This window comes from Ignavibacteriales bacterium, from assembly GCA_026390575.1.
In the GTDB taxonomy this organism is placed as follows: Bacteria; Bacteroidota; Ignavibacteria; order UBA10030; family UBA10030; genus Fen-1298.
In genome coordinates, this window is record JAPLFR010000008.1 from 129,654 (window position 1) to 154,669 (window position 25,016).

Annotated in this window: 19 protein-coding genes; 12 read left to right on the forward strand and 7 right to left on the reverse strand. The window is 41.3% G+C overall.

The annotated features are described in order from the left end of the window. Positions 1 to 47 precede the first annotated feature (47 nt). From NTX44_06780 to NTX44_06820, 9 genes are all read left to right on the forward strand, one after another. Positions 48 to 1,166, forward strand: coding sequence for a hypothetical protein (locus NTX44_06780; protein ID MCX6121309.1), 1,119 nt, complete (start codon positions 48 to 50; stop codon positions 1,164 to 1,166). Between the two features lie 74 nt (positions 1,167 to 1,240). Next, positions 1,241 to 2,161 (forward strand): branched-chain amino acid transaminase, encoded by a 921-nt coding sequence (locus NTX44_06785; GenBank protein MCX6121310.1) that lies wholly within the window; start codon positions 1,241 to 1,243, stop codon positions 2,159 to 2,161. Between the two features lie 20 nt (positions 2,162 to 2,181). Then, positions 2,182 to 2,787, forward strand: coding sequence for a cyclic nucleotide-binding domain-containing protein (locus NTX44_06790; protein MCX6121311.1), 606 nt, complete (start codon positions 2,182 to 2,184; stop codon positions 2,785 to 2,787). Next, the gene (locus NTX44_06795; protein MCX6121312.1) at positions 2,741 to 3,274 is read left to right on the forward strand and encodes a universal stress protein; all 534 of its coding nucleotides are present in this window, start codon (positions 2,741 to 2,743) and stop codon (positions 3,272 to 3,274) included. The genes NTX44_06790 and NTX44_06795 overlap by 47 nt, the downstream gene beginning before the upstream one ends. 250 nt (positions 3,275 to 3,524) lie before the next feature. After that, the gene (locus tag NTX44_06800) at positions 3,525 to 4,829 is read left to right on the forward strand and encodes a YCF48-related protein (protein ID MCX6121313.1); all 1,305 of its coding nucleotides are present in this window, start codon (positions 3,525 to 3,527) and stop codon (positions 4,827 to 4,829) included. A 350-nt stretch (positions 4,830 to 5,179) separates the two neighbouring features. Further along, complete coding sequence (gene dapF / locus NTX44_06805) at positions 5,180 to 6,043, forward strand: diaminopimelate epimerase (protein MCX6121314.1); 864 nt, start codon at positions 5,180 to 5,182, stop codon at positions 6,041 to 6,043. Positions 6,044 to 6,137: 94 nt separating this feature from the next. Then, complete coding sequence (locus NTX44_06810; protein ID MCX6121315.1) at positions 6,138 to 7,370, forward strand: LL-diaminopimelate aminotransferase; 1,233 nt, start codon at positions 6,138 to 6,140, stop codon at positions 7,368 to 7,370. A gap of 125 nt (positions 7,371 to 7,495) precedes the next feature. Further along, positions 7,496 to 7,726, forward strand: a complete 231-nt coding sequence (locus NTX44_06815) for an ATP-binding protein (protein ID MCX6121316.1) — start codon at positions 7,496 to 7,498, stop codon at positions 7,724 to 7,726. Then, positions 7,723 to 8,166, forward strand: coding sequence for a response regulator (locus tag NTX44_06820; GenBank protein ID MCX6121317.1), 444 nt, complete (start codon positions 7,723 to 7,725; stop codon positions 8,164 to 8,166). The genes NTX44_06815 and NTX44_06820 overlap by 4 nt, the downstream gene beginning before the upstream one ends. Positions 8,167 to 8,534: 368 nt before the next feature. Here the strand turns inward: NTX44_06820 and NTX44_06825 are convergent, their stop codons facing one another. The 7 genes from NTX44_06825 to glgA all read right to left on the reverse strand — a co-directional run bounded on the left by NTX44_06825 (position 8,535) and on the right by glgA (position 16,219). Then, positions 8,535 to 9,530: a polyprenyl synthetase family protein gene (locus NTX44_06825; GenBank protein ID MCX6121318.1), complete on the reverse strand. Its 996-nt coding sequence runs from the start codon at positions 9,528 to 9,530 to the stop codon at positions 8,535 to 8,537. Next, positions 9,527 to 10,321: a twin-arginine translocase subunit TatC gene (gene tatC / locus NTX44_06830; protein ID MCX6121319.1), complete on the reverse strand. Its 795-nt coding sequence runs from the start codon at positions 10,319 to 10,321 to the stop codon at positions 9,527 to 9,529. The genes NTX44_06825 and tatC overlap by 4 nt, the downstream gene beginning before the upstream one ends. A 9-nt stretch (positions 10,322 to 10,330) precedes the next feature. Beyond that, positions 10,331 to 11,626 (reverse strand): serine hydroxymethyltransferase, encoded by a 1,296-nt coding sequence (locus tag NTX44_06835; GenBank protein ID MCX6121320.1) that lies wholly within the window; start codon positions 11,624 to 11,626, stop codon positions 10,331 to 10,333. A gap of 53 nt (positions 11,627 to 11,679) precedes the next feature. Continuing rightward, positions 11,680 to 12,120, reverse strand: a complete 441-nt coding sequence (rpiB, locus tag NTX44_06840; protein MCX6121321.1) for a ribose 5-phosphate isomerase B — start codon at positions 12,118 to 12,120, stop codon at positions 11,680 to 11,682. A 5-nt stretch (positions 12,121 to 12,125) separates the two neighbouring features. After that, positions 12,126 to 13,364 carry a hypothetical protein gene (locus NTX44_06845; protein MCX6121322.1) on the reverse strand — a complete coding sequence of 413 codons (1,239 nt, stop codon included), beginning with the start codon at positions 13,362 to 13,364 and terminating at the stop codon, positions 12,126 to 12,128. A gap of 14 nt (positions 13,365 to 13,378) precedes the next feature. Then, complete coding sequence (locus NTX44_06850) at positions 13,379 to 14,644, reverse strand: hypothetical protein (GenBank protein MCX6121323.1); 1,266 nt, start codon at positions 14,642 to 14,644, stop codon at positions 13,379 to 13,381. Between the two features lie 87 nt (positions 14,645 to 14,731). Then, positions 14,732 to 16,219 (reverse strand): glycogen synthase GlgA, encoded by a 1,488-nt coding sequence (gene glgA, locus NTX44_06855; protein ID MCX6121324.1) that lies wholly within the window; start codon positions 16,217 to 16,219, stop codon positions 14,732 to 14,734. Positions 16,220 to 16,611: 392 nt separating this feature from the next. Between glgA and porU the strand changes: the two genes are divergently transcribed. From porU to NTX44_06870, 3 genes are all read left to right on the forward strand, one after another. Then, complete coding sequence (gene porU / locus NTX44_06860; GenBank protein ID MCX6121325.1) at positions 16,612 to 20,616, forward strand: type IX secretion system sortase PorU; 4,005 nt, start codon at positions 16,612 to 16,614, stop codon at positions 20,614 to 20,616. A gap of 131 nt (positions 20,617 to 20,747) precedes the next feature. Further along, the gene (gene porV / locus NTX44_06865; GenBank protein ID MCX6121326.1) at positions 20,748 to 21,863 is read left to right on the forward strand and encodes a type IX secretion system outer membrane channel protein PorV; all 1,116 of its coding nucleotides are present in this window, start codon (positions 20,748 to 20,750) and stop codon (positions 21,861 to 21,863) included. A gap of 73 nt (positions 21,864 to 21,936) precedes the next feature. After that, positions 21,937 to 24,993: a T9SS type A sorting domain-containing protein gene (locus NTX44_06870; GenBank protein ID MCX6121327.1), complete on the forward strand. Its 3,057-nt coding sequence runs from the start codon at positions 21,937 to 21,939 to the stop codon at positions 24,991 to 24,993. Positions 24,994 to 25,016 lie beyond the last annotated feature (23 nt).

Below are 25,016 nucleotides of genomic sequence, written 5' to 3' on the forward strand. Positions count from 1 at the left end.
AACCCAGCTGCGGTTTTATTTTGTCTTATTTGTCAATGGGGTTCTCCATGGATGGATTAATCATTAGGCCGATTGCATCGAAACATGATGTGAATTCATTTATCCGTTTTCTCTGGAAGATTTATAAAAATTATCCGGCGTGGGTACCTCCGTTGATGATGGATCGAAAGAAGTTAATGGATCGAGAAAAAAATCCGTTTTACAAGCACAGTGATGCGGAATTTTATCTCGCCGAACATGAAGGCGAAGTAGTCGGCAGAATTGGTGCAATTGTCAATCATAACCACAACAAAGAGCACGGCGAAAATATTGGATTCTTTGGTTTTTTTGAATGCATCAACGATCAGACAGTAGCAAATGCGCTCTTCGATAAAGCGAAGGAATATTTGCTCGCTCATGGTGTTACATCGATGCGCGGACCAGCGAATCCATCGGTGAATGATGAATATGGATTACTCGTTGAGGGTTTCGATGTAAGTCCAACGGTTATGATGACATACAATCCGCCGTATTATGTTGAATTGATTGAGAAATACGGATTCCGAAAAGCAAAAGATCTCTATGCGTATTTACTTGATCAGAAAAAAATATATACGGATCGATTTAATCGAGCCCATGAACTTGTGAAGAAGCGGCATAATCTTGTTTTTAGAACTTTCAATGTTAAAAAGTTTGCCGAAGAAGTCGAGAAAGTAAAAGAAGTGTATAACAAAGCGTGGGCAAAAAATTGGGGTGCGGTTCCGATGACCGATGAAGAAATGGATGCACTTGCGGCGGATCTTAAACCCGTTATCGTCCCTGAACTTGTCATCTTTGCTGAGAAGGACGGTAAGACTATTGGATTTTCGCTTGCACTGCCGGATATTAATGTTCCACTGAAGCATAACAAGAATGGTTACATCCTGCCCGGGTTATATCATCTTCTCACGAAGAAAAAAGAAATCGACCTGGTGCGTGTTATAGTCCTGGGGGTTCTACCGGAATATCTTTATACAGGAGCTGGAGGCGCATTGTTTTATGAGACTGGTGCTAACGCAAAGAAACTTGGCTATGGATATGGTGAAGCGAGTTGGATTCTTGAAGATAACGAACGTATGACAAAATCAGCAGAAGCGATGCTTGGTATCATAAACAAACGCTATCGGATTTATGAGATAAATTTGTAAATTTAATGATAAATGCAAAATCAATAATGAAAAACTGAATACTGAGAACACTATAACACAAATCGGGAAGAAATATGCCAGTCAAAAAAGTTGAAAAAATATGGATGAATGGAGAACTCGTCAATTGGGATGATGCGAAGATTCATGTACTTTCTCACGTTGTGCATTACGCCTCGAGTTGGTTTGAAGGGATTCGTTGTTACGACACAAAAAAAGGACCAATGATATTTCGTCTTCATGCGCACCTTCGGCGGTTATATGATTCTGCAAAAATATATCGGACAGAAGTTCCTTATACTGAATTGGAGATAACGGAAGCAATTAAAAAGACCATTCTTGCAAATAAACTCAGGGCGTGTTATATACGACCAATTGTATACCGAGGATACGGCGACGTTGGCGTGAATCCGCTGGGCTGTCCAGTGGATGTTTCAATTGCCGTGTGGGAATGGGGCGCTTATCTGGGAGCGGAAGCCTTAGAGAAGGGAATCGATGTCTGTGTTTCTTCGTGGAGGCGTCCAGCGCCTAATACATTTGCAACAATGGCTAAATCCAGCGGTAATTATTTGAACTCGCAGTCAATTAAATTGGAAGCACTCGCAAATGGTTATGTGGAAGGCATTGCCCTCGATATTCAGGGCAGTGTCAGTGAAGGAAGCGGCGAGAATATCTTCGTGATTCGTGATAAGACGATCTATACACCTCCGTTTGGGTCTTCAATTTTACCGGGGATTACGCGTGATTCGGTGATTATATTGGCAAAAGAACTTGGTTATACGATAATTGAGATGGCAATTCCGAGAGAGATGCTGTATATTGCCGATGAAGTGTTCTTTAGCGGAACGGCAGCAGAGATAACGCCGATTCGTTCTATAGATAAAATTGTTATCGGCGCAGGTCATGCTGGACCAGTGACAAAGAAACTTCAAAATGCATTTTTTAAGATTATCCAAAGCGGAAAAGACAAGCATAGTTGGTTAATGCCTGTTCGATAAACCAATCTGGAGTAACGACGATGGCACCTTCAAAATCTAGTTCTGATAGCGCGGTTTGGAAAAACTTATTTTCTCAACGTGTTATCCGCGAAGGCACGACAGAAGAAGTTTTAAGCAAGGTTCCTGCATTTGCCAATCTTGCACCCCGCGACTTGAAAGAAGTAGCAGCGATTGTCCACAAACGTGAATACCGGGCTGGAGAGCCGGTATTCTATCAAGGTGATCCGGGGCTTGGAATGTATATTGTGCAGGATGGAGAAGTGTCTATAGCGATTTTAGGGAAAGATGGAAATGAACAAGAACTTGCTGTCCTGGGAGATGGAGATTTTTTCGGCGAGCTTGCACTGTTAGATGAATCGCCGCGCTCTGCGAACGCCATTTGCAAAACAGATTGCACGCTGATAGGTTTCTTCCGTCCGGATCTCTTTGAATTAATCGATAAAAAAAATACGTTAGGAATAAAAATTGTACTGAAGCTGGCAGAAATTGTTGCGCAGAGGTTACGCCAAACCGACAAAGAACTTTCAAAAGTGAAGAGTCAATTAGAGCGACTTCAAACACGAGACGAAAGGGATTCCTATGTCAACAAAAAAAGTCAAGCCAAGGAAGAAAGCCCCGGCACATAAAGTTAAACCAGTTCACCAACCATCCATTCATATTCAGCGTATTCTTGTGCCAATCGATTTTTCTGAGCATTCCAAGAATGCATTGAAATACGCTATTCCTTTTGCAGAGAAATTTAAAGCATCCATCGACCTCATCTACGTTGTGGAACCCACAATCTACCCTGCTGATTTTAGTTTTGGACAAATAGGATTTCCAAATGTTGAAGAGGAACTGCGCACACGCGGCAGTGATGAATTAGAGAATCTCATAACAAAGGAAATTGCGGGTAAAGTGGTTTCACGAAAAATTGTGCGGACTGGAAAACCTTTTTACGAAATCAATCAGTATGCTTTGGAAGAAAACATTAGTCTTATTATCATTGCGACGCACGGACATTCAGGTATGGAGCAGATTCTTTTCGGCAGCACGGCAGAAAAGGTTGTGAGGAAAGCTCCATGCCCGGTGCTCGTGGTGAGATCTGGTGAGCATGAATTTGTAAAAGTTTAAGGAGTTATTTTAGAACAAAAAGGGCGGGCGGGAGAAAGGAAATAGACACGACTGTAGCACACTGAACGAAGTCGAATATTATTTAGTGTTTTGTCCCCACTGACATGGGTGTTAATATATTAGAGGATATATAAAATGTTCTTCGCATCATCAAACTGCATTTTCATTCCCTCGAACAGTTTTTCCTTACAGGGTGAATTGTTTTCTAAAGTGTAAAAAGGACAGAGTATTTTTCAGAAAGGAGGACTTTATGATATCCCCGACCTGTCATTCTATTCTGAAATATTTTTGTATTATTGTTCTCGAAAATATCATCCAGTTACAATTTCTTCAAGCGCAATGGGTATCGCAAATCGGTTATACACCGGAAAATCTTGTAGATATTGTTATGCTCGACTCCTTGAAAGTCATTGCGATCGGTGATAGAAATGGAATTCTCCGAACGATCGACGCCGGCTCGACCTGGATTAACCAGACTATTGCCTTGAGCGCCATATTTCATTGGAATAGGATTTCTTTTTTCGATACTTCAAACGGTGCAATTGTTGGTGACCATCGGCTGATGACGACCACTGACGGAGGTCTCCAATGGCAGATACGGACGGTTCCGACACAAACTCAATCGTGCCTTAGTGTTATGCAGACCGGACCCGCAGGCATATGTGTTGGCACCGATTCCGGTTGGGTGTACAGTACATCAGATACCGGCAAAACTTGGATTTCTGAGAAAATCAGTACATGGCCGATTCGCACATTCTTTGCATGGCGTGATTCGACTTTTCTAGGCTTCTCGAAATATGCACTTACACCTTATTCACTTTGCACACAATATGTGATTCCATCTCCTTCATGGAGCGAAGAAATATTACCGTTCTTCCGGGGGCTTGGATCGGAAGCATTTGATGCGGGGTTTTGTCATGGGGGCGGGTCGGGATTTATTGTCGGTGTATTTGGCGACCTTTGGTCACAACCTGCAATTGTTCGAAAATTAACGACCGATACTGCTTGGTACAGTATTTCAACAAGCATTATGGGCAATGGACCATTATATGGTATTTCAACTCCTTCAGCCAATGTAATATATGTCTGCGGCAGCGGCGGCAGGATCTATAAATCGACAAATGGCGGAGACGCATGGACAAAACTTGAAGTACCGACAACACGGAATCTGCATGCAATCTATTTTTATGATGAAAAACATGGTTTCGCTGTCGGCGATTCGGGCACAATTCTTTATACATCCAACGGCGGGGAGATTACAGTTGGAGTTAAAAAAAATGAAATAATTCCGTCAGAATTTGCATTGAATCAAAACTATCCCAATCCCTTTAATCCGACCACAACGATTGAATTCTCTATAGGGAAATCGAGTTATACATCGTTGCGAATATACAACGTTCATGGAAGAGAAGTGGCAACGCTTGTGATCGGATCATTGTCTGCCGGAACTCACTCGGTAGTATGGGATGCATCGAAGTGTGCGAGCGGGATCTATTGTTATCGGCTGCAAACTGGCAGCTTTATAGAAACTAAAAAGCTCATCTTGTTGAGATGAGAACACATCGCGACATGCTAAATACTGTCATGATTCTTTTGTAAAGGCACGACACCGTCGTATTCTGATGAACAATAGCTTTAAAATGTGACGTTTTTATTCTGTACGATTTCTTCCTTTTCTAACCTTGCGCACAAACTTTCAACACTCATACTATATTCAAAAGGGATATCTTATGAGGATTCGATTCTGAAAAACAAGGATATCATTCTGCTTAGCAGAATCAGATTGAGCTATAGCGTATAACACACCGCAAAAATTAATCTTAATTTCAGTATATTATTTAATACAATGTTTCATTTGGTGAAATGGTAGATAAAATAGTCTCGATACTTTAATAGGAATATTCTATGGAAATGAACCATTTTGTGAAATCTCATGGATTAGGAAATGAATATGTCGTATTTGATTCAGAATATATTAATTTTCAGATAAACGAATCGAATATCAAAAAAATATGTAATGTACATTTTGGTATTGGCTCCGACGGTATCCTGCTTAAAATCCCGAGCAATAAAGCTGATTTTGGATTGAAAATATATAATCCGGATGGCAGTGAAGCTGAAAAAAGCGGAAATGGGTTAAGAATATTCTCTAAATTCTTATATGATTATAAGTGGAGTAAAAATAAAAAATTTACAATAGAAACAAAAGGTGGAATCGTTCATGCATCTGTTATAGAATCACTCAATGACAGAGCAAAAATTATTACAATTGACATGGGTAAAGCTATTTTCGATAGCAAATCAATACCCGTCCTCAATAATAAACCCGAGTGTATAGATGAAATATTAACTCTTGAGGATGCTGTATTTTCCATCAATTGTGTTTCTGTCGGTAATCCTCATTGCGTGATTTTAAGAGATACACTTGATATCGATCAGATTAAAAAATACGGTCCACAAATAGAAAACAATAAAATTTTTCCTCATAGAATAAACGTCCAATTTGCAAAGGTACTTAATGAGAAGGAAGTTGAAATACTAATATGGGAAAGAGGCGCCGGTTTTACTCTTGCTTCCGGAAGTTCTTCATGCGCTGTTGCTTCTGTTCTCTATAAAAAAGGATTGATTCAATCGGATGTAACAATAAGAATGCTGGGCGGCACGCTTACTATTGGCATTGATAAATCATGGAATTTGCAAATGACCGGTGAAGTAAAACAAATTGCGGAAGGAAATCTTAGTGCAGATTTTCTAAATGAACTACAATAACATTACTGCTGCACCTAACTGTGGCTGTTACCAATGATCGGCGTACAACACATTGAACTATGAATCTATGTACACAAGAAGATGAGGAGTAAACATGAACTTCTTTGATAATAAAATAGCTGAAAGACTTGGCGGACAAAAATTCGGGAAATCTACAGAAATATATAAATTTGAACTTATTAAAAGAGCAAAAGCTGCAGCAAAGAAAGAACATCCTGACATACCCTTAATCGATATGGGTGTCGGGGAACCTGATTGGCCTGCTGACCCGCTTGTAGTTCAGACACTATCACAGGAAGCAGGAAAACCGGAAAATCGATGGTACGCGGATAACGGAATTCAAGAATTCCAGGAAGCAGCTGCTCAGTATCTCAATCAAGTCTATGGCATTACAGGACTGAATCCAACAGAGCATATAGTCCATGGAATCGGTTCAAAGCCTATGCTTGCGATCCTGCCGATTTGCTTTATTAATCCTGGCGATATTCTCCTCACAACAATTCCAGGGTATCCGGTGACTGCCACCTATACAAAATATTTGGGCGGGGAAGTTTATAATCTTCCATTGCTGGAATCAAATTCATTTCTGCCGGATTTGGGATCAATTCCAAGGCCGATTCTCAAAAAGTCAAAAGCCATGTATCTAAATTATCCAAATAATCCAACCGGTGCAACTGCAACCTCGGAATTTTTTAAGAACGTTGTTGACTTTGCTGATCGTCATGGAATTGTAGTTATCCACGATGCTCCTTACAGTGCGTTGACATTTGATGGTTATAAACCGCTCAGTTTTTTATCTGTTGATGGAGCGATGGATGTTGGAGTTGAGGTCCATTCATTATCTAAAGCGTTCAATATGACGGGCTGGAGAATAGGTTTTATTTGCGGTAATCCTAAAGCTGTCAAAGCGTACGCCACTGTGAAAGACAATACTGATTCAGGACAGTTTAGGGCTATTCAAAAAGCGGCAATCACCGCACTGTCCAATACGCGTATTACTGAAAAAACAGTTGAGAAATATTCAAGAAGATTCAATTTACTTGTAAAGGCATTAGCTGATTCAGGATTTGATGCAAAAAAACCAAAGGGATCTTTTTATTGTTATGTCAAAGCACCAAAAGGAACTGAACAAGGAGATACTTTTAAAACTGCTTCGGAATTTTCAGATTTCTTAATTCGGAAAGCTCTCATATCAACAGTACCATGGGATGACGCCGGTGCATACATTCGTTTCTCTGTAACATTTGAAGCCGATTCACTTGAAAAGGAAATTGAAGTCCTTGAGGAATTGAAGAATAGAATGAAAAGAATAGGACTGATTTTTTAAGGATCACCTCCGGAAGACAGCAAGTTATTTAATCTAACAATTCGCTCTTGACCACGATTAAGTTTTCATCCAAATAGAAACGGACAGTAAGAGAAGCGGACTATAGACAAGATGGTCAAAGAGTAATATATTTAGCACAAGACAATGGCGCTGGTTTTGATATGAAATATGTAAACAAGCTTTTTGGTGTATTCCAACGTTTATACAGTGAGAGAGAATTCGAAGGAACTGGAGTTGGTTTGGCAATAGTGAAGCGATTAATTAATCATCATGGCGGAGAAGTCTGGGCAGAAAGTCAAATGGATAATGGTGCTGTATTGTACTTTACAGTTTCAAACAAAGGAGGCATACTTTGAATTATCAAAATGTTGTAGATATTTTGTTAGTGGAGGATAATCCGAGGGATACGGAGTTAACGATCCGAGCGCTCAATAAACATAATAGTACCAGCCGGATTATTGTGCTTGAGGATGGGGCGGAAGCTCTTGACTATATTTTCTGCAGAGGTAAATACGCTGACCGTGTGATCACCAATCAACCGAAAGTAATATTGCTCGATTTGAAACTGCCCAAGGTTGATGGACTCGAAACTCTCAAGATAATCAAATCGGATGAACGGACGAAAATGATTCCGATTGTCATGGTGACTTCATCAAAACAAGATTCGGATATGAAGGCTGCATATAAATACGGCGCCAATAGTTATGTTGTGAAACCAGTGGACTTTAATACATTCGTAGAAGCTATGAGTCATCTTGTCCTTTACTGGTTGTTGGTTAATCAATCGTCGAGTTAACGTGAAAAATTCTGGTGTCACACAGTTATGGAGAACAGAGAAGTAAAAATTATTATATGAACGAACCTGCTCATATTCTCACTAATGTTCTTGATCGGATAGGGAATAACTTCGTCTAACTCCCTAGAAGTCATATCGTGAAAACAGATCGTCGTGCGCCGATTTCAGTTGTTGTTCCGATCAAAAACCAGTTATACCTGCCTAGAGAATTAACCATACATTAATACTGTTCATATTCTAGAATGTCCGGAAGTAATTCCTGACATTCTAGGAACTGCATCATTGATACTATCTCCCGTTGTCTGAGTTCACCAGTACATTAAAAAGGAAGGTTGCACGTGCAGAATAAATACTGTGAAGATGGGTGGCTAACTGCTTCTTTCTAAAACGAAGCTGATAAAATGAAGAAGTGATTGCTTAACAGGAGAATCAGGAAAGGAAACGAGTGAGTGAGCCGCACGTGCAGCAAATTCTTCTGCCTTTCTTGATGAATATTCAATGCCGTTATTTGCACGAACGAAGTCCAATACCCATGCAATTTCTTTTTGCCGCGCACCTTTTTTTACATATCGTAATGCCTGCGTCGCTTCGTGCCGATTGCTGTTTTGAAGTGCATAGATGAGAGGAAGAGTGAGTTTCTTTTCTTTAATATCGCTGCCGGTGGATTTTCCAAGTATGCTTTTTCGTCCAAGGTAATCTAATAAATCATCTCGTATCTGAAATGCCAATCCAACATTCTCACCGTACGCTTTTAGCAAATTTCTTTTTTCTTGATCGTGTGTAGTGCTTGCCGCCCCAATATCTGTGCATGCAGAAAAAAGAGATCCTGTTTTATCGCTGATGATCTTGGTATATGTTTCCTCATCAATATTGAGCTGGCGGCTCTTTTGAATCTGAAGCAATTCTCCTTCACTCATCCGCTTGACCGCAAGCGATGTCGAATCCAAAAAGTAATGATCGTTGTATTGTAAGGATAACAACAATCCGCGTGAGAGAAGGTAATCGCCCATCAAGACAGCAATTTTATTTTTCCAGACAGCGTTGATGGATGCAAGTCCGCGACGTGTATCGGCGTCATCCACAACGTCATCGTGAACGAGTGTAGCTGTATGGAGAAGCTCAATAAGTGTCGCAGCACGGTATGTGCTTTCGTTAATCTCACCGCATAACTTTGCGCTCAGCATCACTAATAACGGACGGACGCGTTTCCCTTTTTGTCGCAGAAGATAACGTGTAACAACATCTACAAGCGCGACTTGTGAACGCATCGCGTCCCTGAAGACACTGTCAAATTTCTTCAGTTCTTTCTCAACTGGTCTACGAATTGTATCGAGTGAACGATCAGATGAGCGCAAAATACTCATACTATATTTTCCGTTGATGGAGTTTTTTTCTTCTGGGCAAACTTGGAGACAAAAATGCTGACTTCATAAAGAAAGAACATCGGTAAAGCAAGTAGTGTTTGCGTAACCATATCAGGTGTCGGTGTCACGACGGCGGAAATAATAAGGATAACAACGATAGCATGCCGGCGGTATTTCCGCATGAATGCAGGAGTAAGCATTCCCATCTTCGAGAGGAAGTATGAAATCATCGGCAATTCAAAGACAAGGCCGGCGCCAAGCAATAAAGCCAGCATAAAGCTGACATATTGATCGAGCGCTACATGCAATTCAATGTTCTGTGTGCCGAAGGTTGAAAAGAATGTCAGTGCGGCGGGAAGCAATACGTAATATCCAAATGCTATGCCGGTGAAGAAACAGAGAGATGTGAAGAATACAATACGCGAAATATACTGCCGTTCTTTTGGAAGCAATCCCGGAGCAACAAATTTCCAAAGACAATAAATTGTATATGGCATACTGAGAATAACGCCGCAGATAAGAATTGCTTCCATGTAAAGCATGACAATACCGTATGGCGAAAGCACCTGTGCTTTTAATCCGACCGATCGAAGAGGGCTGAGAAGAAGGGTCTGTACGATGAAATCAGCAAAGAAGATGCACAATGCGGTACCAACAAGAATACCGATAACCATTTTGATGATTTGCTTGCGCAGTTCTTCGAGGTGATCGAGAAATGACATTTCACGTTCTTTGGAAATGTTACTGGCAGATTTAAATATTTTCTCGATTATGGCTTGTGTAATACTCATGCAACGCCGCTAAATCATTTCAGGATACAGAGGAAATCCTTCACAAAATGTTTTTACTTCTTCGCTAACCTGTTTTAATAATTTTATATCCGTCCGATTATTGAGGACGCGGTCCATAAATTCCGCAATAACTTCCATTTCAGGTTCTTTCATTCCGCGTGTTGTAATGGCAGGTGTACCAATACGAATACCGCTTGTGATGAGGGGTGATTTATCATCAAATGGAACTGCGTTTTTATTCACTGTTATACCGGCAAGATCAAGAGCTTCCTGCGATTCCTTACCGTTCAGGTCTTTGTTACGGAGGTCGATAAGCATCAGATGATTATCTGTCCCGCCGGAAATAATATTGTAGCCGCGCTTGGTTAATGATGCAGCGAACGCATGGGCATTTTTAATAATTTGCTCTGCATACGTGCGATATTGCGGCTGAAGATTCTCGTTAAATGCGACGGCTTTTGCAGCAATAACGTGCATCAGCGGGCCGCCTTGAATGCCTGGAATGACCATCGAATCAATAAGCTCCGACATCATCTTTCTTCTGCCGGATTTTGCCGCTACGTGTCCAAATGGATTCTCGTAATCTTTACCGATCATAATCATTCCACCGCGCGGGCCGCGAAGTGTTTTATGGGTCGTTGTCGTGACGACGTGGCAATACGGAAGAGGATCATTGTGCAGTTTTGCCGCAACTAATCCTGCGGGATGAGCAATATCAGCAAAGAGGAATGCACCCACTTTATCCGCGATTTCACGGAATGTCTTGTAATCGATGTTGCGCGAATAGGCGCTTGCACCGACTGTAATCATTTTTGGTTTTCCACGTTTCGCTTTTTCTTCAACATCATTATAATCTATGCGGCCTGTTTCTTTTGAAACACCATAAGCGGAGAAATTATATAATTGTCCGGAAAAGTTTACGGGAGAACCATGAGTCAGGTGTCCGCCGTGGGAAAGATTCATACCAAGGACGGCATCTCCCGGCTTGATGAATGAAAAATAAACAGCCATATTCGCCTGTGATCCGGAATGCGGCTGGACATTGACATATTCAGCGCCGAATAATTTCTTGGCACGATCGCGCGCCAGATTCTCTGCAATATCGATATATTCGCATCCGCCGTAATAGCGCTTGGCTGGATATCCTTCCGCATATTTGTTTGTCAGAACGCTGCCCAATGCTTCAAGCACAGCCGGGCTCACAAAGTTTTCTGATGCGATGAGTTCGAGCTTGGAATTTTGTCTGTGAACTTCGCCTTGAATAGCAGCGAATACTTCCGGATCAGATATTTTGAGGTTATTCATAGTGAGATTGATTTAGAAAATGGTTGTTCCACTGAATACTGATGAGTTAAATTTTATAAACCTGTAAGAGAGTGAATCTTTTGAATTCGATTTATATGCCGTTCTCCACCGCTAAAGGGAGTTGTTAAAAACGTCTTTACAATTTCTGTTGCTGTTTCCCAAGGTGTGATGCGTGCACCTAAACACAGGATGTTGGCGTCATTATGCGCACGTGAAAGTTTTGCTGATGCAGACGATTCGCAAACAGCGGCACGGATTCCGCTGTGCTTGTTAGCGACAATGGACATACCGATGCCAGTTCCGCAGATTAAAATACCACGCTGGAATTTGCCTGAAGCGACCGCCTTAGAAACTGCGTGCGCAAAATCAGGATAATCAACAGAATCTAAAGAAGAAGTACCGAAATCCTCATAAGGCTTTCCAATTTCATCTAGAAGTTTTTTCAAACGTTCTTTGTAGTCAAAACCCGCATGGTCGCTGCCGAGCGCAATCATAGATACTATTCCTCATCAAATCGTAGAAACCATATTTCATTTGCAGATACTGCAACTGAAAGACGAACGAACGTGTCCTTCTGCAAATAATTATCTGTACTGCCGCGCACACCTATTTGTAATCCAATATTGAGCTGCGATTCCGGTCCCATCGGAAATCCAAGACCTCCGCTGACAAGAAACTCATTGATTCCGATACCATTGATTTGGTAATAGGTCGAGTTATAAGCAAGTCCGGCGCGGTAGACAATACGTTTCCAAAAAGTATCTGCCTCTTTCGCCGGAAGCGTTTCGAAACCGAAACTCGCACGTAAAGAATTCCGAAGCTCAGTAGGATGTATCCCGAAATTTTGTACACTTCCCCAATTCTCGGTCACGATATCTCCAAGAAAGCGATAACGATTCTGTAACAAATAAGAGAGTCCGAATCCTGTAGATAGGGGAATGTCGGCAGTTCCATTTTGATTCGTTGTGTCGCCTTCTGAATAAATCCTCTTAATATTCGCATCAAGTGAACTTGCAGCTCTCAAGGTGAACCCAAGAGACAAGTTATGGAGCGAGGGAAGGTTGAGAAGTTGATCTACCCCTTCATAAATAGCACCCAAAGTGAATGTGAAACCGGAATAATAAGTAGCACGGTCGAAAGTAAGAGAAGTCAAATAGGTACTATTGAAAGAAGTCGTTTGATACTGGTGTGTACGTCCATACATATAATCGAAGCGTGCGCCGATGTGAAGCGTTGATAATGGAGAAGCAGAAAGTCCTAATCCTATAGACGAGAGACCTCCACTGCCATAAAACGTTTTATCTTGCTGCGATTGTGTCAAAGAGTCGAAGAGGGAAGAAGTAATGCCATAACTCACCGTGCTGAAAGGAGCGAATTCGGCAGACATGACAATTCCGTTTTCTCTTGAAATTGGGAAAGCAAACGCTAATCCTTGAAATCCACCTGTGGAATAGAATGAAGAACCGGTTTCGTCTTTTGATAAAAAATTATTGTATTCAAATCCTGCAGAAAATCTGGTATAAGAAATACGCGCTAAGCCTGCCGGATTTAATCCATTAATAAATCCGTCGTCTAGTAAAGCAATTCCTGTGCCACTCATAGCATACGTTCGACTGTCGCCATTACGCAGGATATCACCAAAACCATACCGAGAAAAAGAAGAGCCGCCGGCAAATGTGATGGATTGAGATGCGACGATTGAAATAATCAAAAATATTTTTATTTTGGAATTATTCATAATCAATAAACATGTTAACGTTGGATAGAATAAGTAATTATGAGTCTAGGTTTCAATTTTTTATCTGAGAGAGCACCATACAATGCATGTAAATCAAAAGACCCGCTCTCAGAGTAGCCGCTCAAAGCTATCTTTCGTATTGAAGCATTATTCAGCATGCGAACCGCAATTTGTCTTATTTCAAACGAATAAAATGGATGACCAGAACTATCAGTCGAGAGCTGACTCATTCCATAAGCCCCTCCATCACTTTTATCGTTCGTTCCTACAGAAAGCGCATATAATGAATCGTGAGCAAAAGGAGTAAATTGAGCGGAGGATTGAGGAACGTTTAACGTTACCTGCAGAACCGCACGGTAAACCGATGCAGGCCATGGAGTGGAAATACTGTCGAACGATACAAATCCTCGGTAGGAAATACCGTTTTGAACATAAATCAAAGTATTATCCATTATGAGACTTGCTTGATTAACTGTCGAAACATATTTGGAAATCCCAACTTTATGAGAATAGCCCACAGTATTGCCATTTGTATCTTGGTACGTAATGTACAGTGTCGGCTGATACGATGTATCAGATGCATTGAATGAATAAAATCCTTTGATAATATTTGAATTCGTTGGACGAAAGAGAAGACCATCATTGAGATCCGTAGTATCTGTGTTGGTTGAGAACCACTCCCGAAGCATTGTCGTATCAAGAATATGTATTGTCATCGACCCGGTGTCTCCGACCGGAAATATTGTCGGGATAGAAAGAGGAGAGCTGTTATAATAAACACCATGCACACTATTGACACTATTCAAATTGAGTGAATCATAGGTTAATGAATCAGTAAGGAAAAGATTAGACATTGCTCGATACGCGTCAAACGATAGTGGTGCTAACGAATCGCCGAAATGATATACGCCTTTCAGCCGAATTGTTGCACTTGTAATTTTCTTCCCGATCAGGGAATCAGGCCACCCATAAAACTTTAGGCAAGTCCATGCTTGATATGTTTTATACTTGCCAAGCATGAATCGGTCAATTGATGACGTATATATGAGATTCTGAGTTGAGGCATGATCTGTAGCATATAATGTATCGACATGAACAACACCAAAGTCTTCTTTGTTCTGCGAACCCCTGCCAACAGAATTTGGAGTGTCGTTGCAGCCATTGAGGAGGAATAGCATCGATGCAATACCAAGGAGGAGAATAAAACGAAACACCTTCAATTCACAATATCCTTTATCTATTTCGAGTGCGATGAAAGATGAGAAAAAGAAAGTCTCCATCAGAGACATTCTGGACGGTGGAGGCGAGCAGGTTCCGCGTTGTTCCTGCGGTCACGGGCAGACAAATAAATCCAACGTCATTTAGGTTTATACATTATGTTTTAAAAGGTCTTTGTAGAGGTTGATGTACTTCCGTGCGGAATTTTCCCATGAAAAATTGCACATCATGCCATTGCGCATTATTCGTTTCCATTCTTCGGGTTGCTGGAAGACCTTAAGCGCTCGCTGAATCACCTTCATTAATTCTTTCGATTCGTATTTTTCAAATTTAAATCCGGTTCCTTTTCCATTACCGGTATAATCTTCAACTGTATCATCTAATCCGCCGGTTGCACGGACAATGGGAACCGTGCCATAACGCATACTATACATCTGGTTTAATCCGCATGGTTCGTACTTAGACGGCATAAGAAACATATCCGTTCCCGATTCAATCATATGCGCTAATTCATTATCATAGCCAATGAATACAAAAATGCGTTTTGGATACTTTTTTTGGAGAGCTTCTGCCTTCTTTTCATAGTCTCTTTCACCTGCAACAAGCATGACGATCTGAACATCAAGCTTAATGACATCTTCGATAATATCAAAGACTAAATCAAATCCTTTCTGGTCAGCGAGGCGGCTAATCATCCCGATGACAGGCCGGTCTTCGGAGAATTCCATCTCCAATTTCGTAAGTAATGCTCGTTTATTATCGACCTTGGCTTCAATAGACTTACTATCAAATTTTCGGAAACTGAATTCATCGGTGGCGGGATCCCAGATTTGGTAATCAATACCATTAAGAATTCCGCTTAAATCTTTTCTTCGTGACGTCAGCAAGCCATTGAGCCCGGCGCCGATTTCAGGAGACTTGCAAATTTCGTCAGCATACTTTTCGCTGACTGTTGTAATAGCATCGGAGAAAAAGATGCCCGTCTTAAGAAAGTTAAAATTACCATACGCTTCAACGCCATTAGGATTAAACAGCTCTGCCGGCAAGTTCGATTTTACAAATGATTCCTGCGGAAAGGCGCCTTGATAACCCATATTATGTATGGTGAAAACTGTCTTCATTGATTTGAAAAACGGATCTGCCATGCACATGGTCTTGAGGTATGCAGGTATTAAGCCCGACTGCCAATCGTTGCAATGGATGATGTCTGGCTGCCATCCCAGCCGTTTCAATGTCTCTATCACACCTCGGCAGAAGAAGATAAACCGTTCGTCGTTGTCTTTATAGTCTTTCTTTGTCGTTGGACTTTGGTAAATACCATCGCGACCATAGTATGTAGCATTGTCGAGAAAATAAACCTGAACCTTTTCTTTCAAATTGTTGATGAAAGAAGACTTGACGTTACCGAGTTCAACAGTGCTTCCTACCGGAATCGGAATCTCGTGCAAACGTATTATATCATGTAATCGAAATTTCCGCTCACCGATAAAACGGTATCTCGGCATCATGATACGGATCTCGTGTCCGAGATCTTTGATTGCTTTCGGAAGGGCACCAGACACGTCAGCAAGCCCGCCGGTTTTAGCAAATGGATATACTTCGCTCGAAACAAATAGAATATTAAGTGGTCTAGACATATCACCTAAATAAAGTTAAAGTAATTTGTAATCTAAATTTAGCGAAAAATTGCCAGAACTGCAAAACAAAATGGACGAGAATTTTATATTTGAAATTTATCCAAATCCTAGAACATGCATCTTGTCTGCAAGAGAGTTGTTTATGCCTTTTCCGGAACTCAATTGCTTGACAATCTACATTCCATTCGTTATATTTTAACAACAAAAGAAGAATTTGAACGGAGATTGTATCGAAGACTTGGTAAAGGTTTGTTCCTAAAGTAATTTGCTGTATTTGCTGCTCTAGGAATATTGTTCAAAGCATAAACCTTTTTCAAGTTCGGCTGACAATCTCTAATAGAAAAGTTTAGCCGAACGAGAAAGTATATTTTCTCTCGTTTGGCTTTTTTTTTATGAAAAACATTTTTGCATTTATACTCTTAGTGTGCATCGGACCGATAACGGGTGCAGCGCAGCCGTTGACAGAAATCCGAATTGTCAGTGAAGATCAACACTCAGTTGTTCTTGAATTTACACCGCACTTCACTACAGAGCACGTGATTGGAATTCATGGCGGTGTTTTTACACGGTTTTGTTTCTTTGAGAGCCAAACAACATTTGATTCAACGGGACAGGCAGATTTCTCGCGGAATATTCCATTGCTCTTTCCATCGACACAATATTCAATCCATGTGCTTGGGAGTGAATTCCAAATTAAAGATTCGATAAAACTTTTGCCGAAGCCCACGATAAAATCCTTAAAAGATTTCGGAATAAGTGAAAGCTACGACGACACGAAGTTCATCCAAGTTGCACGATCGTTATCACAAAGTGCGCTTGCTGAAGTTGCGCGTGTCGGTAAAACAAGTCTTGGGTGTATGGGAATACTGATATTTCGCCCCATTCAAGTGATAGATAGAGAAAAAGTAAGAATGTACTCGCGTATTGTTGTACGACTGGAATTTAAAGATGTGTTACCGGATGGTATGCATTCTACCTGCTTTCTTCGAGGAGAATTACCGCAGAAAGCACAACTTTCCAAAATGGGTCAAACCAGTTTTCGTAAAACAACTGCGGGCAATTCTCCATTTGCACAGGGAGATTGGTATCGAATCGATGTGACAGATGCGGGTATGTATAAATTGGATTATGACTACTTACGTAAGTTGAATATTTCACTGAGTGATATCAATTCAATTCGTTTATTTGGAAATGGTGGTTTGGTACTTCCGGATAACAATACAGACCCGAGGCCGGACTCATTAGTGGAAATTCCGCGCCTTGTTGTACGAAAAAATAGCGTCGGTGCCGACACGGCGGATTATATCGTTTTTTATGGACGAGGAGTGAAGGGATGGCGCTACAATGCAAACACCAAGAAATTTCGGCATTATATTAATCCATACACTGAAAAGAATTGTTATTTCTTTACCGTGAGTCAAGGAACAGTAGGAAGGCAGATGGATTCAATTGTTTCTGTAAATCGGAATTCGACATCAATACAATATTTTCAAGAAAAAATATTTAAAGAGGAAGAAATCAATAATCTTAGAAATTCTGGCAGAAGATGGTTTGGCAAAGAATTTACAAGTCGAGACGATATGGACACATATTATAATTCTCTACAGGGAATCGTCTCGAATACACAAATCAATTATGTCTTCAACTTTGCTCGTCGTTCACCCACGCAAGATGTATTGAATATATTTGAGAACGGCAGCGCTCTTACACAAAGATCGATGGGGGCAACAAGCATGGGGGATGGCGAGACAGAACCATGGGCAAACGATCTCACTTTTTCTGCGACCGGAATATTGCCTCAGACCAATACGAACGCGAGCAGTGTAGTCAAAATTCAAGTAACGGCCAATGATGAAAGTTCAAGTACTTGGTTAGATTGGATGGAAATTTTTTACCAACGGAAATTTGAAGCTTTGAACGACGCTCTTTTATTCACAACATCGGATGCCGCAGGATCATTGCAATACAGTGTAAAAAATCTTTCTTCAGAAGTCCGTGCTTTCGATGTGACAGGTCATGATAATGTTAAGCAAATAATAGGATTGACTCAGGCAGGTGATTCGTGCACATTGCAACTCCAGCAGACTGCGGGAAATGTACGTGAGATTGCTGTCGTCGGTACAAACGGGTATAAAATTCCCGTGGCGGGGACAAAAGTCGATAAATTTATTCTCAATAACAATCTTCAAGAAAATAATCTTCACGATTTTCAAGAACAAATTGATTTCATTATTATTTCTCCGATCGAATTTATCTCTGAAGCTAACAGATTAAAAGAATATCGCCAAGTACACGATAGCTTACATACACTCGTGGTGGACATTCAGCAAATCTTTAACGAATTCTCCGGTGGTCTTCCGGATCCGTTGTCAGTGCGGGAATTTTTGAAATATACTCAAGACAATTGGGTGAATCCGCAGCCACGATATGTCTTGCTGTTTGGTGATGGATATTTCGACTATAAAAATAAAATCACACCTCGTAATTGGATCCCTCCCTACGAACCGGAAGAATCTTTCGCAACAGTCAATTCATACCCATGCGATGACCAATTTATTATGTTTGGTTCTTCAAATTCCTATGCGCTTGCAATCGGACGGCTTCCGGTGCGTACTCTTAAAGATGCTTCAATAGTAGTAGATAAAATAATTTCTTATGAAACAACTTCCCCATTAGACCCATGGCGAAATAGAATGACATTTGTTGCAGATGATGGAAAAAAAGGTATAGAAGGGGATGACGGCTCACTGTATACCGATCATTCAGAAGAATTATCTAAAACAAGTGCGCTCCAGAGTTATGAAATAAACAAAATTTATATTGTTGAATATACTACCGTGAATAGCGCGGATGGCCGCAGGAAGCCGGATGCAAATAAAGCAATTGTTAATGCATTAAATTCGGGAACGATCATTACTAATTATATCGGTCATGGCAATAACCGGTTGTGGGCGCATGAATCAATCTTTACACGAGAAGTTGAACTGCCGCAGCTTTTCAATAAAGAACGATTAAGTTTTGTTGTCACGGCAACGTGCAGCTTTGGATGGTATGATAATCCAACGGAAGTGAGCGCAGGAGAACAATTGGTCACCATGGAACAAGGCGGTGCTATTGCTGATTTTACAGCAGCGCGAGTAGTTTATGATGGTTATAATTTTGATCTGGATAAATCCTTGTTTAATTATCTCTTACAAAAAAATTCCGATGGACAGAATCCAAGATTAGGTGATGCGTGTCTTTTGGCAAAATCGAATAATTCGGATCAAAACAATACCAACAAATTTCATCTTTTCGGCGATCCTACCGTTCGCCTGATAATGCCAAAGAATGAGGCTACCGTTGATAGTGTAAACGGATTCAGCATAGTAACAAATGATACAATTAAGATTAAGTCCCTGGGGCGTGCACGTATTGCAGGTACCGTGAAACAAAACAATAGATTGATGTCTTCATTCAATGGCATAGGCACAATCCAACTTTTTGATTCACAAAAAGATATATCCATCGTGGATGGAGTTGTTTATAATAATCTTTTCCAATTCAAAGTAACTGGCAGCTTGTTGTATCGTGGCGATGTCTCTATCACGAATGGACGCTATGAAGCGATTATTCCTATTCCCAAAGACGTAACGATTGGAAAAAACGCACGGATTTCAATGTACGCCTGGAACAGTCAAACGGATGGAACTGGAAGCACCGAACAGGTAATGATTGACGGCGTAGATACAACGATAGCTAAAGATACAGTAGGGCCGGTTCTAGCGGTGTATCTGGATACGATATCATTTCATCCTGGTGGGATAGTGAAAAGCAATCCGATTATTATTGTGCAGCTTGATGATGAAAGCGGTATTAACGTATCGACTGTTGGAGTAGGACATCAATTATCAGCAACTTTAAGTAACCCAGAGCGGACATTCGACCTTTCCAATTTTTATCGCAGCAGTCTTGATACGTACAAAAAAGGAGAAGTGCGTTATCCATTGCGTGATCTGAGCGACGGTAAATATACATTACGCGTGAAAGCGTGGGACATTCAGAACAATTCATCGGAAACTGAGACTTTTTTTGAGGTTCACACTGCTGACGACTTTGGATTGCTCAATGTTGTGAATTATCCAAATCCGTTTTCAAATTCGACAACGTTCACATTCCAACGCACCTCATCCGATCCGATAGATGTTGATGTAAAAATTTATTCAGTTGCAGGCCGTTTAATTGGAATTATCCATGTGCAAAATGTTGCGGAGAGCTTTGTGAGAATACCATGGGATGGAAAAGATAATGATGGAAGTGCTCTTGCCAATGGAATCTATTTCTATAAATTAATTGTGCACGATAAAGTCGGACAACGCTCCAACGAAACAATCGGTAAGCTTGCTGTCATGCGATAATCCATTGATAGCAAACTCACGTGAAACAAATACATAGTAGAACATGTGCATCTCAAATTAAATTCATGCTTGTTACTCACGCTGGTCAGAAAATATATCAGCATTCATTATTCTTAGGAGGATTACACGTTATGATAAAAAAAATGATTTTTGTAATGGTCGTCGTAGGAATTTGTGTTCCAGAGATCATGCGGGCACAAACCACGCAAACAACAGCAGTACCATTCTTACTCATTGTGCCGGATTCAAGAGCAAGCGGAATGGGAGAGGTTGGTGTAGCGTTGGCGGATAACGCATGGGCTACATTTTGGAATCCAGCCGGACTTGCCTTCCAAAAAGGTTCTGAGCTTGCAATGACCCACACAAATTGGCTCCCTGGTTTGGGATTATCAGATATCTGGATTGCTCATCTCGCATACAAACAACCGGTTGAAGATTTAGACGGAATAGTAGGCGCTCAATTAACGTATCTCAATCTTGGTGAGTTTAATAGGACGAGCAATTCACCAGAAGTAATCGGTACATTTACAGGATATGAGATGGCTGTTGCCGCAACATATAGCACAAAGCTTACCGAACAATTGGGTATTGGCACAAGCGCCAGAATTATCTATTCTCATCTTGCAGATCAAGGAGCCGGACAAGAGAAGGGAAGCGGAACTTCGACAGGATTTTGTTTCGATGTTGGATTAATGTATCGTCCGGCCGTCTTGCGCATTCCTTTAACAGGTATTGATCTCGGTAAGAGCATTAGTTTTGGTGTGAATATTGCGAATATTGGTCCTAAGATGTCGTATGTCGACAGAGCGCAAGCAGATCCTTTACCGATGAATCTTCGTCTTGGGATGGCATACAAAATTATTGAAAGTGATTACAATAATATGACTGCCACTGTAGATGTAAACCGATTATTAGTAAATCGATATGGAACTTCGTCAGATGAATTCTACAAAGCATTCTTTACGACTTGGTCAAGCGGCAATATCAGTGAACAAATACGCCGTTTCGATGCAGGGGCTGGGTTGGAATATTGGTATGGTTCACCGAGGCTCATTGGACTACGGGCTGGATATTTCTATGAGGATCCGAGAGAAGGGAATCGAAAGTTCATGACGTTCGGCGCCGGTCTTCGATATGATCTCTATGCATTTGATTTTGGATACCTGAGCGCTTTTGAAGGTCAGCATCCGCTGGACGGAACATTACGCCTGACCCTTTCCATCGGCTGGGGCGGTGATGAGAACTAAGAATTTCTTGAATACGTCTGATCTGTAAAAAATAGCTACTTAAAAAGTACCCATAACGATTGGAGTTCGATTCATGCGAGCATGGGCAATGTGTATGTTGCTCCTCATAAGCAATTATTTAGTTGCACAAAAACGAAATGAGTTCTCGCAGCCGCTGAGAAAACTCGCGAGTGTCAGGCAGGTACACACGACCACAATAACGCCGCGGGACACCGTCCGCATGCTCGCTATTATGGTAGAATTTAAAAAAGATGCTTTTGAACAAACGACAGGAGATGGTACATTTCAAACCTCTGGTTCTTCTAAGCAAATTGATCCGCCGCCGCATGATTCGTTGTATTTCCAAAACAAGATTCAGTTTGTCAGAAATTATTTCAAGAGGGTGTCAAACGGAAAACTTACTCTCATCGGCAATGTGTACGGTCAGAACAGACGCATAACGCTTTCGAAACCGATGAAGTTTTACTCGCCTCCGACATTCACGAACGATAATAAGGAGCTTGCTGATCTGGCACAAGAGAGCTGGCAGATTGCAGATTCCCTCTATCCGGAAATCAATTTTTCACAGTACAATATATTTGTCATTTTTCATGCGGGGGTTGGACGGGATATTGAATTAGTCCCCAACTATACTCCGTTTGATATTCCCTCATTGTACTTGGATTCAACTGCATTTGCAGCTGCATTGAGACAATCATCGTTCCAGGGTTTTGTCCATGGTGTTATCAAAAATACAATTATTTTACCGGAGACTGAATCCCGCGACGTTCTTACAGGTTTTGGCACGACGCTACTTCAATTAAGCATCAACGGATTGTTTGCTGCTTCGGTAGGAAGTTATTTAGGGTTGCCGGATTTATTCAATACGAAAACGGGAAGTTCCGGTATCGGACAGTTTGGATTGATGGATGGCGCAGCGATCTTTGCATACAGCGGACTCTTTCCACCGGAGCCAAGCGCATGGGAAAAGATGTTTTTAGGATGGGTTACACCGATCATTATTGGAAATTCCACAACTCTATCCGTGCCGGCAGTCGGATTAAAATATCCAATGCAGCAAGACACAGTCTATAAGATTCCTATAACGTCATCGGAATATTTCATCGTAGAAAACAGAAATAGAAATCCCAAAGGGACGGGTGTCGATGTCAAGATTGCGGATGCGAACGGGGATACCCTCTGGCGTCATTTTGACCAGGATACTCCGGGCTTCAATACGTATACCGATAGCCTCATCAGCGGATCTATCGTCGATGTCAGCAACTTTGATTGGGCGCTCGTCGGCTATACCGACACGACTCATGAAAATGATGGAGGCGGAATACTTATCTGGCACATTGACGAAAGTGTCATTCAAGCGGGATTAAGTACTAATTCCGTTAACACGAATCCGAATCACCGAGGCGTCGATTTGGAAGAGGCTGACGGTGCAAAAGATATCGGCCTGTCGGAACCAGGCTCCGGACCAGAAAACGGAAGCCCGTTAGATTGCTGGTTTGCAGAAAATAATGCAACGCCTTATAAAAATATCTTTGATCAGAAATCTTTTCCGAATAGCAATAGCTTTTCTGCTGCTGCAAGTGTAGTGACTCTGAAGAATTTTAGTGTACGGTCACCACGCATGACACTCACAGTGGAATTTGGAAACCTGGTGTTTCAGCGGGATTCTTTGATGCGCCGAGCATTTAAAAACACGGTTGTGACATCATTCCCGACTTCAACAAAAAATCATCTCTATCTTCCGACAAGCAATGGAATTTATGCGCTCCAAAACAATGGACAAAGTTTATTAGGAGATCCGACAGGTATCTTAGTACCATCTGAAACTGCCAATGGCATTGCCGTATATCAGCAAACGGACAGTGAAATTGCAGCCTGCGTTCAGGATAGCACGATTAACATTTTTCATCTTACTTCACTCAACAATCAAGGTGTATATGATAGTGTGCAACGGTTTGCACACACAATAAATCAAAGGTTTACGACATCACCATGTTTTGCAGCAAGAAATATCTATATATCGATTCTTGTTGGAACATATTCAGGGAAAGTGTTTGAGTTTAATGTCAACGGAGATTTAATTTCTCAGCGTTCCGTGGCAAATGCACCAATATCTTCCCTTGCTCTCTTGCCAACGCCTTCACTATCGAAGCCTGAAGAATATTTTTGTACTTCCGGCAATAAGATTTATAGCGAACACGACTCGATAGCGTTGCCCGCTTCACAAGACGGCTGGATGCTTGCGGCGGCCGTATCACGAAAAGGAAATTATCTCATCTCAGCAGAAAAGAATGGCAACAGAATAATCTCTTTTGATCAATCCTTATCCCTGAAGAATTATGAAATCAGTATTCCGGGTTCTGGAATTCAAGAGCTTGCTATAGCTGATATTGATGGAGATGGGGAAAAAGACGCTATAATCCAATCCGTAAATTCTCTCTCAGTAATTAATCGCATCGGTTCTATGCTTGACGGTTTCCCAATCCAAGCACGAAACGGCTTGGAATTTACAGGAACACCGCTTGTCGTGGATTTCAACGGCGATGCCAAACAAGAAGTTATTCTCCTGACAAATGATGGCGAGATGTGGGTGTACGATCGAAACGGAAAATTATTATCGGGTTTCCCTGTGGAAGTAACTTCTCCGGGAAAAGCATTTCCCATGGCTTATACAAGTCCATCTAACAAATTGGGTATAGCCATTCTTTCCGAAAACGGTTCATTCGATGCATACCTTACTTCGAGCTCGGCAACATCAGCCTCGTTAACGTGGTGGCAGCATTTGGGAGATGAGCGGCACAGCAACGCGGAGGTGAGTGTTTCACCATTTATTTCAGCGAGTATAGAATTCTTTCCAAAGTCACGCGTATATAACTGGCCGAATCCTGTTTATGGCCAATCAACACAAATTCGGTACTTTACAGCTGAGGATGCGAATGTCACGATCACCATTCTTGACCTTTCAGGTGTGAAGATAACAGAATTGACAGGGCAAGGAACGGCAGGAATGGACAATGAAGTAACATGGAATGTCTCGAATATTCAGAGCGGAGTCTATCTTGCTCGCGTTGATGCGCGTGGTGTAACCAAGAGTGAAGTAGTGTTTATCAAGATAGCCGTGGTGAAATAAAGTACGTTTTTCTAGGCGTGATT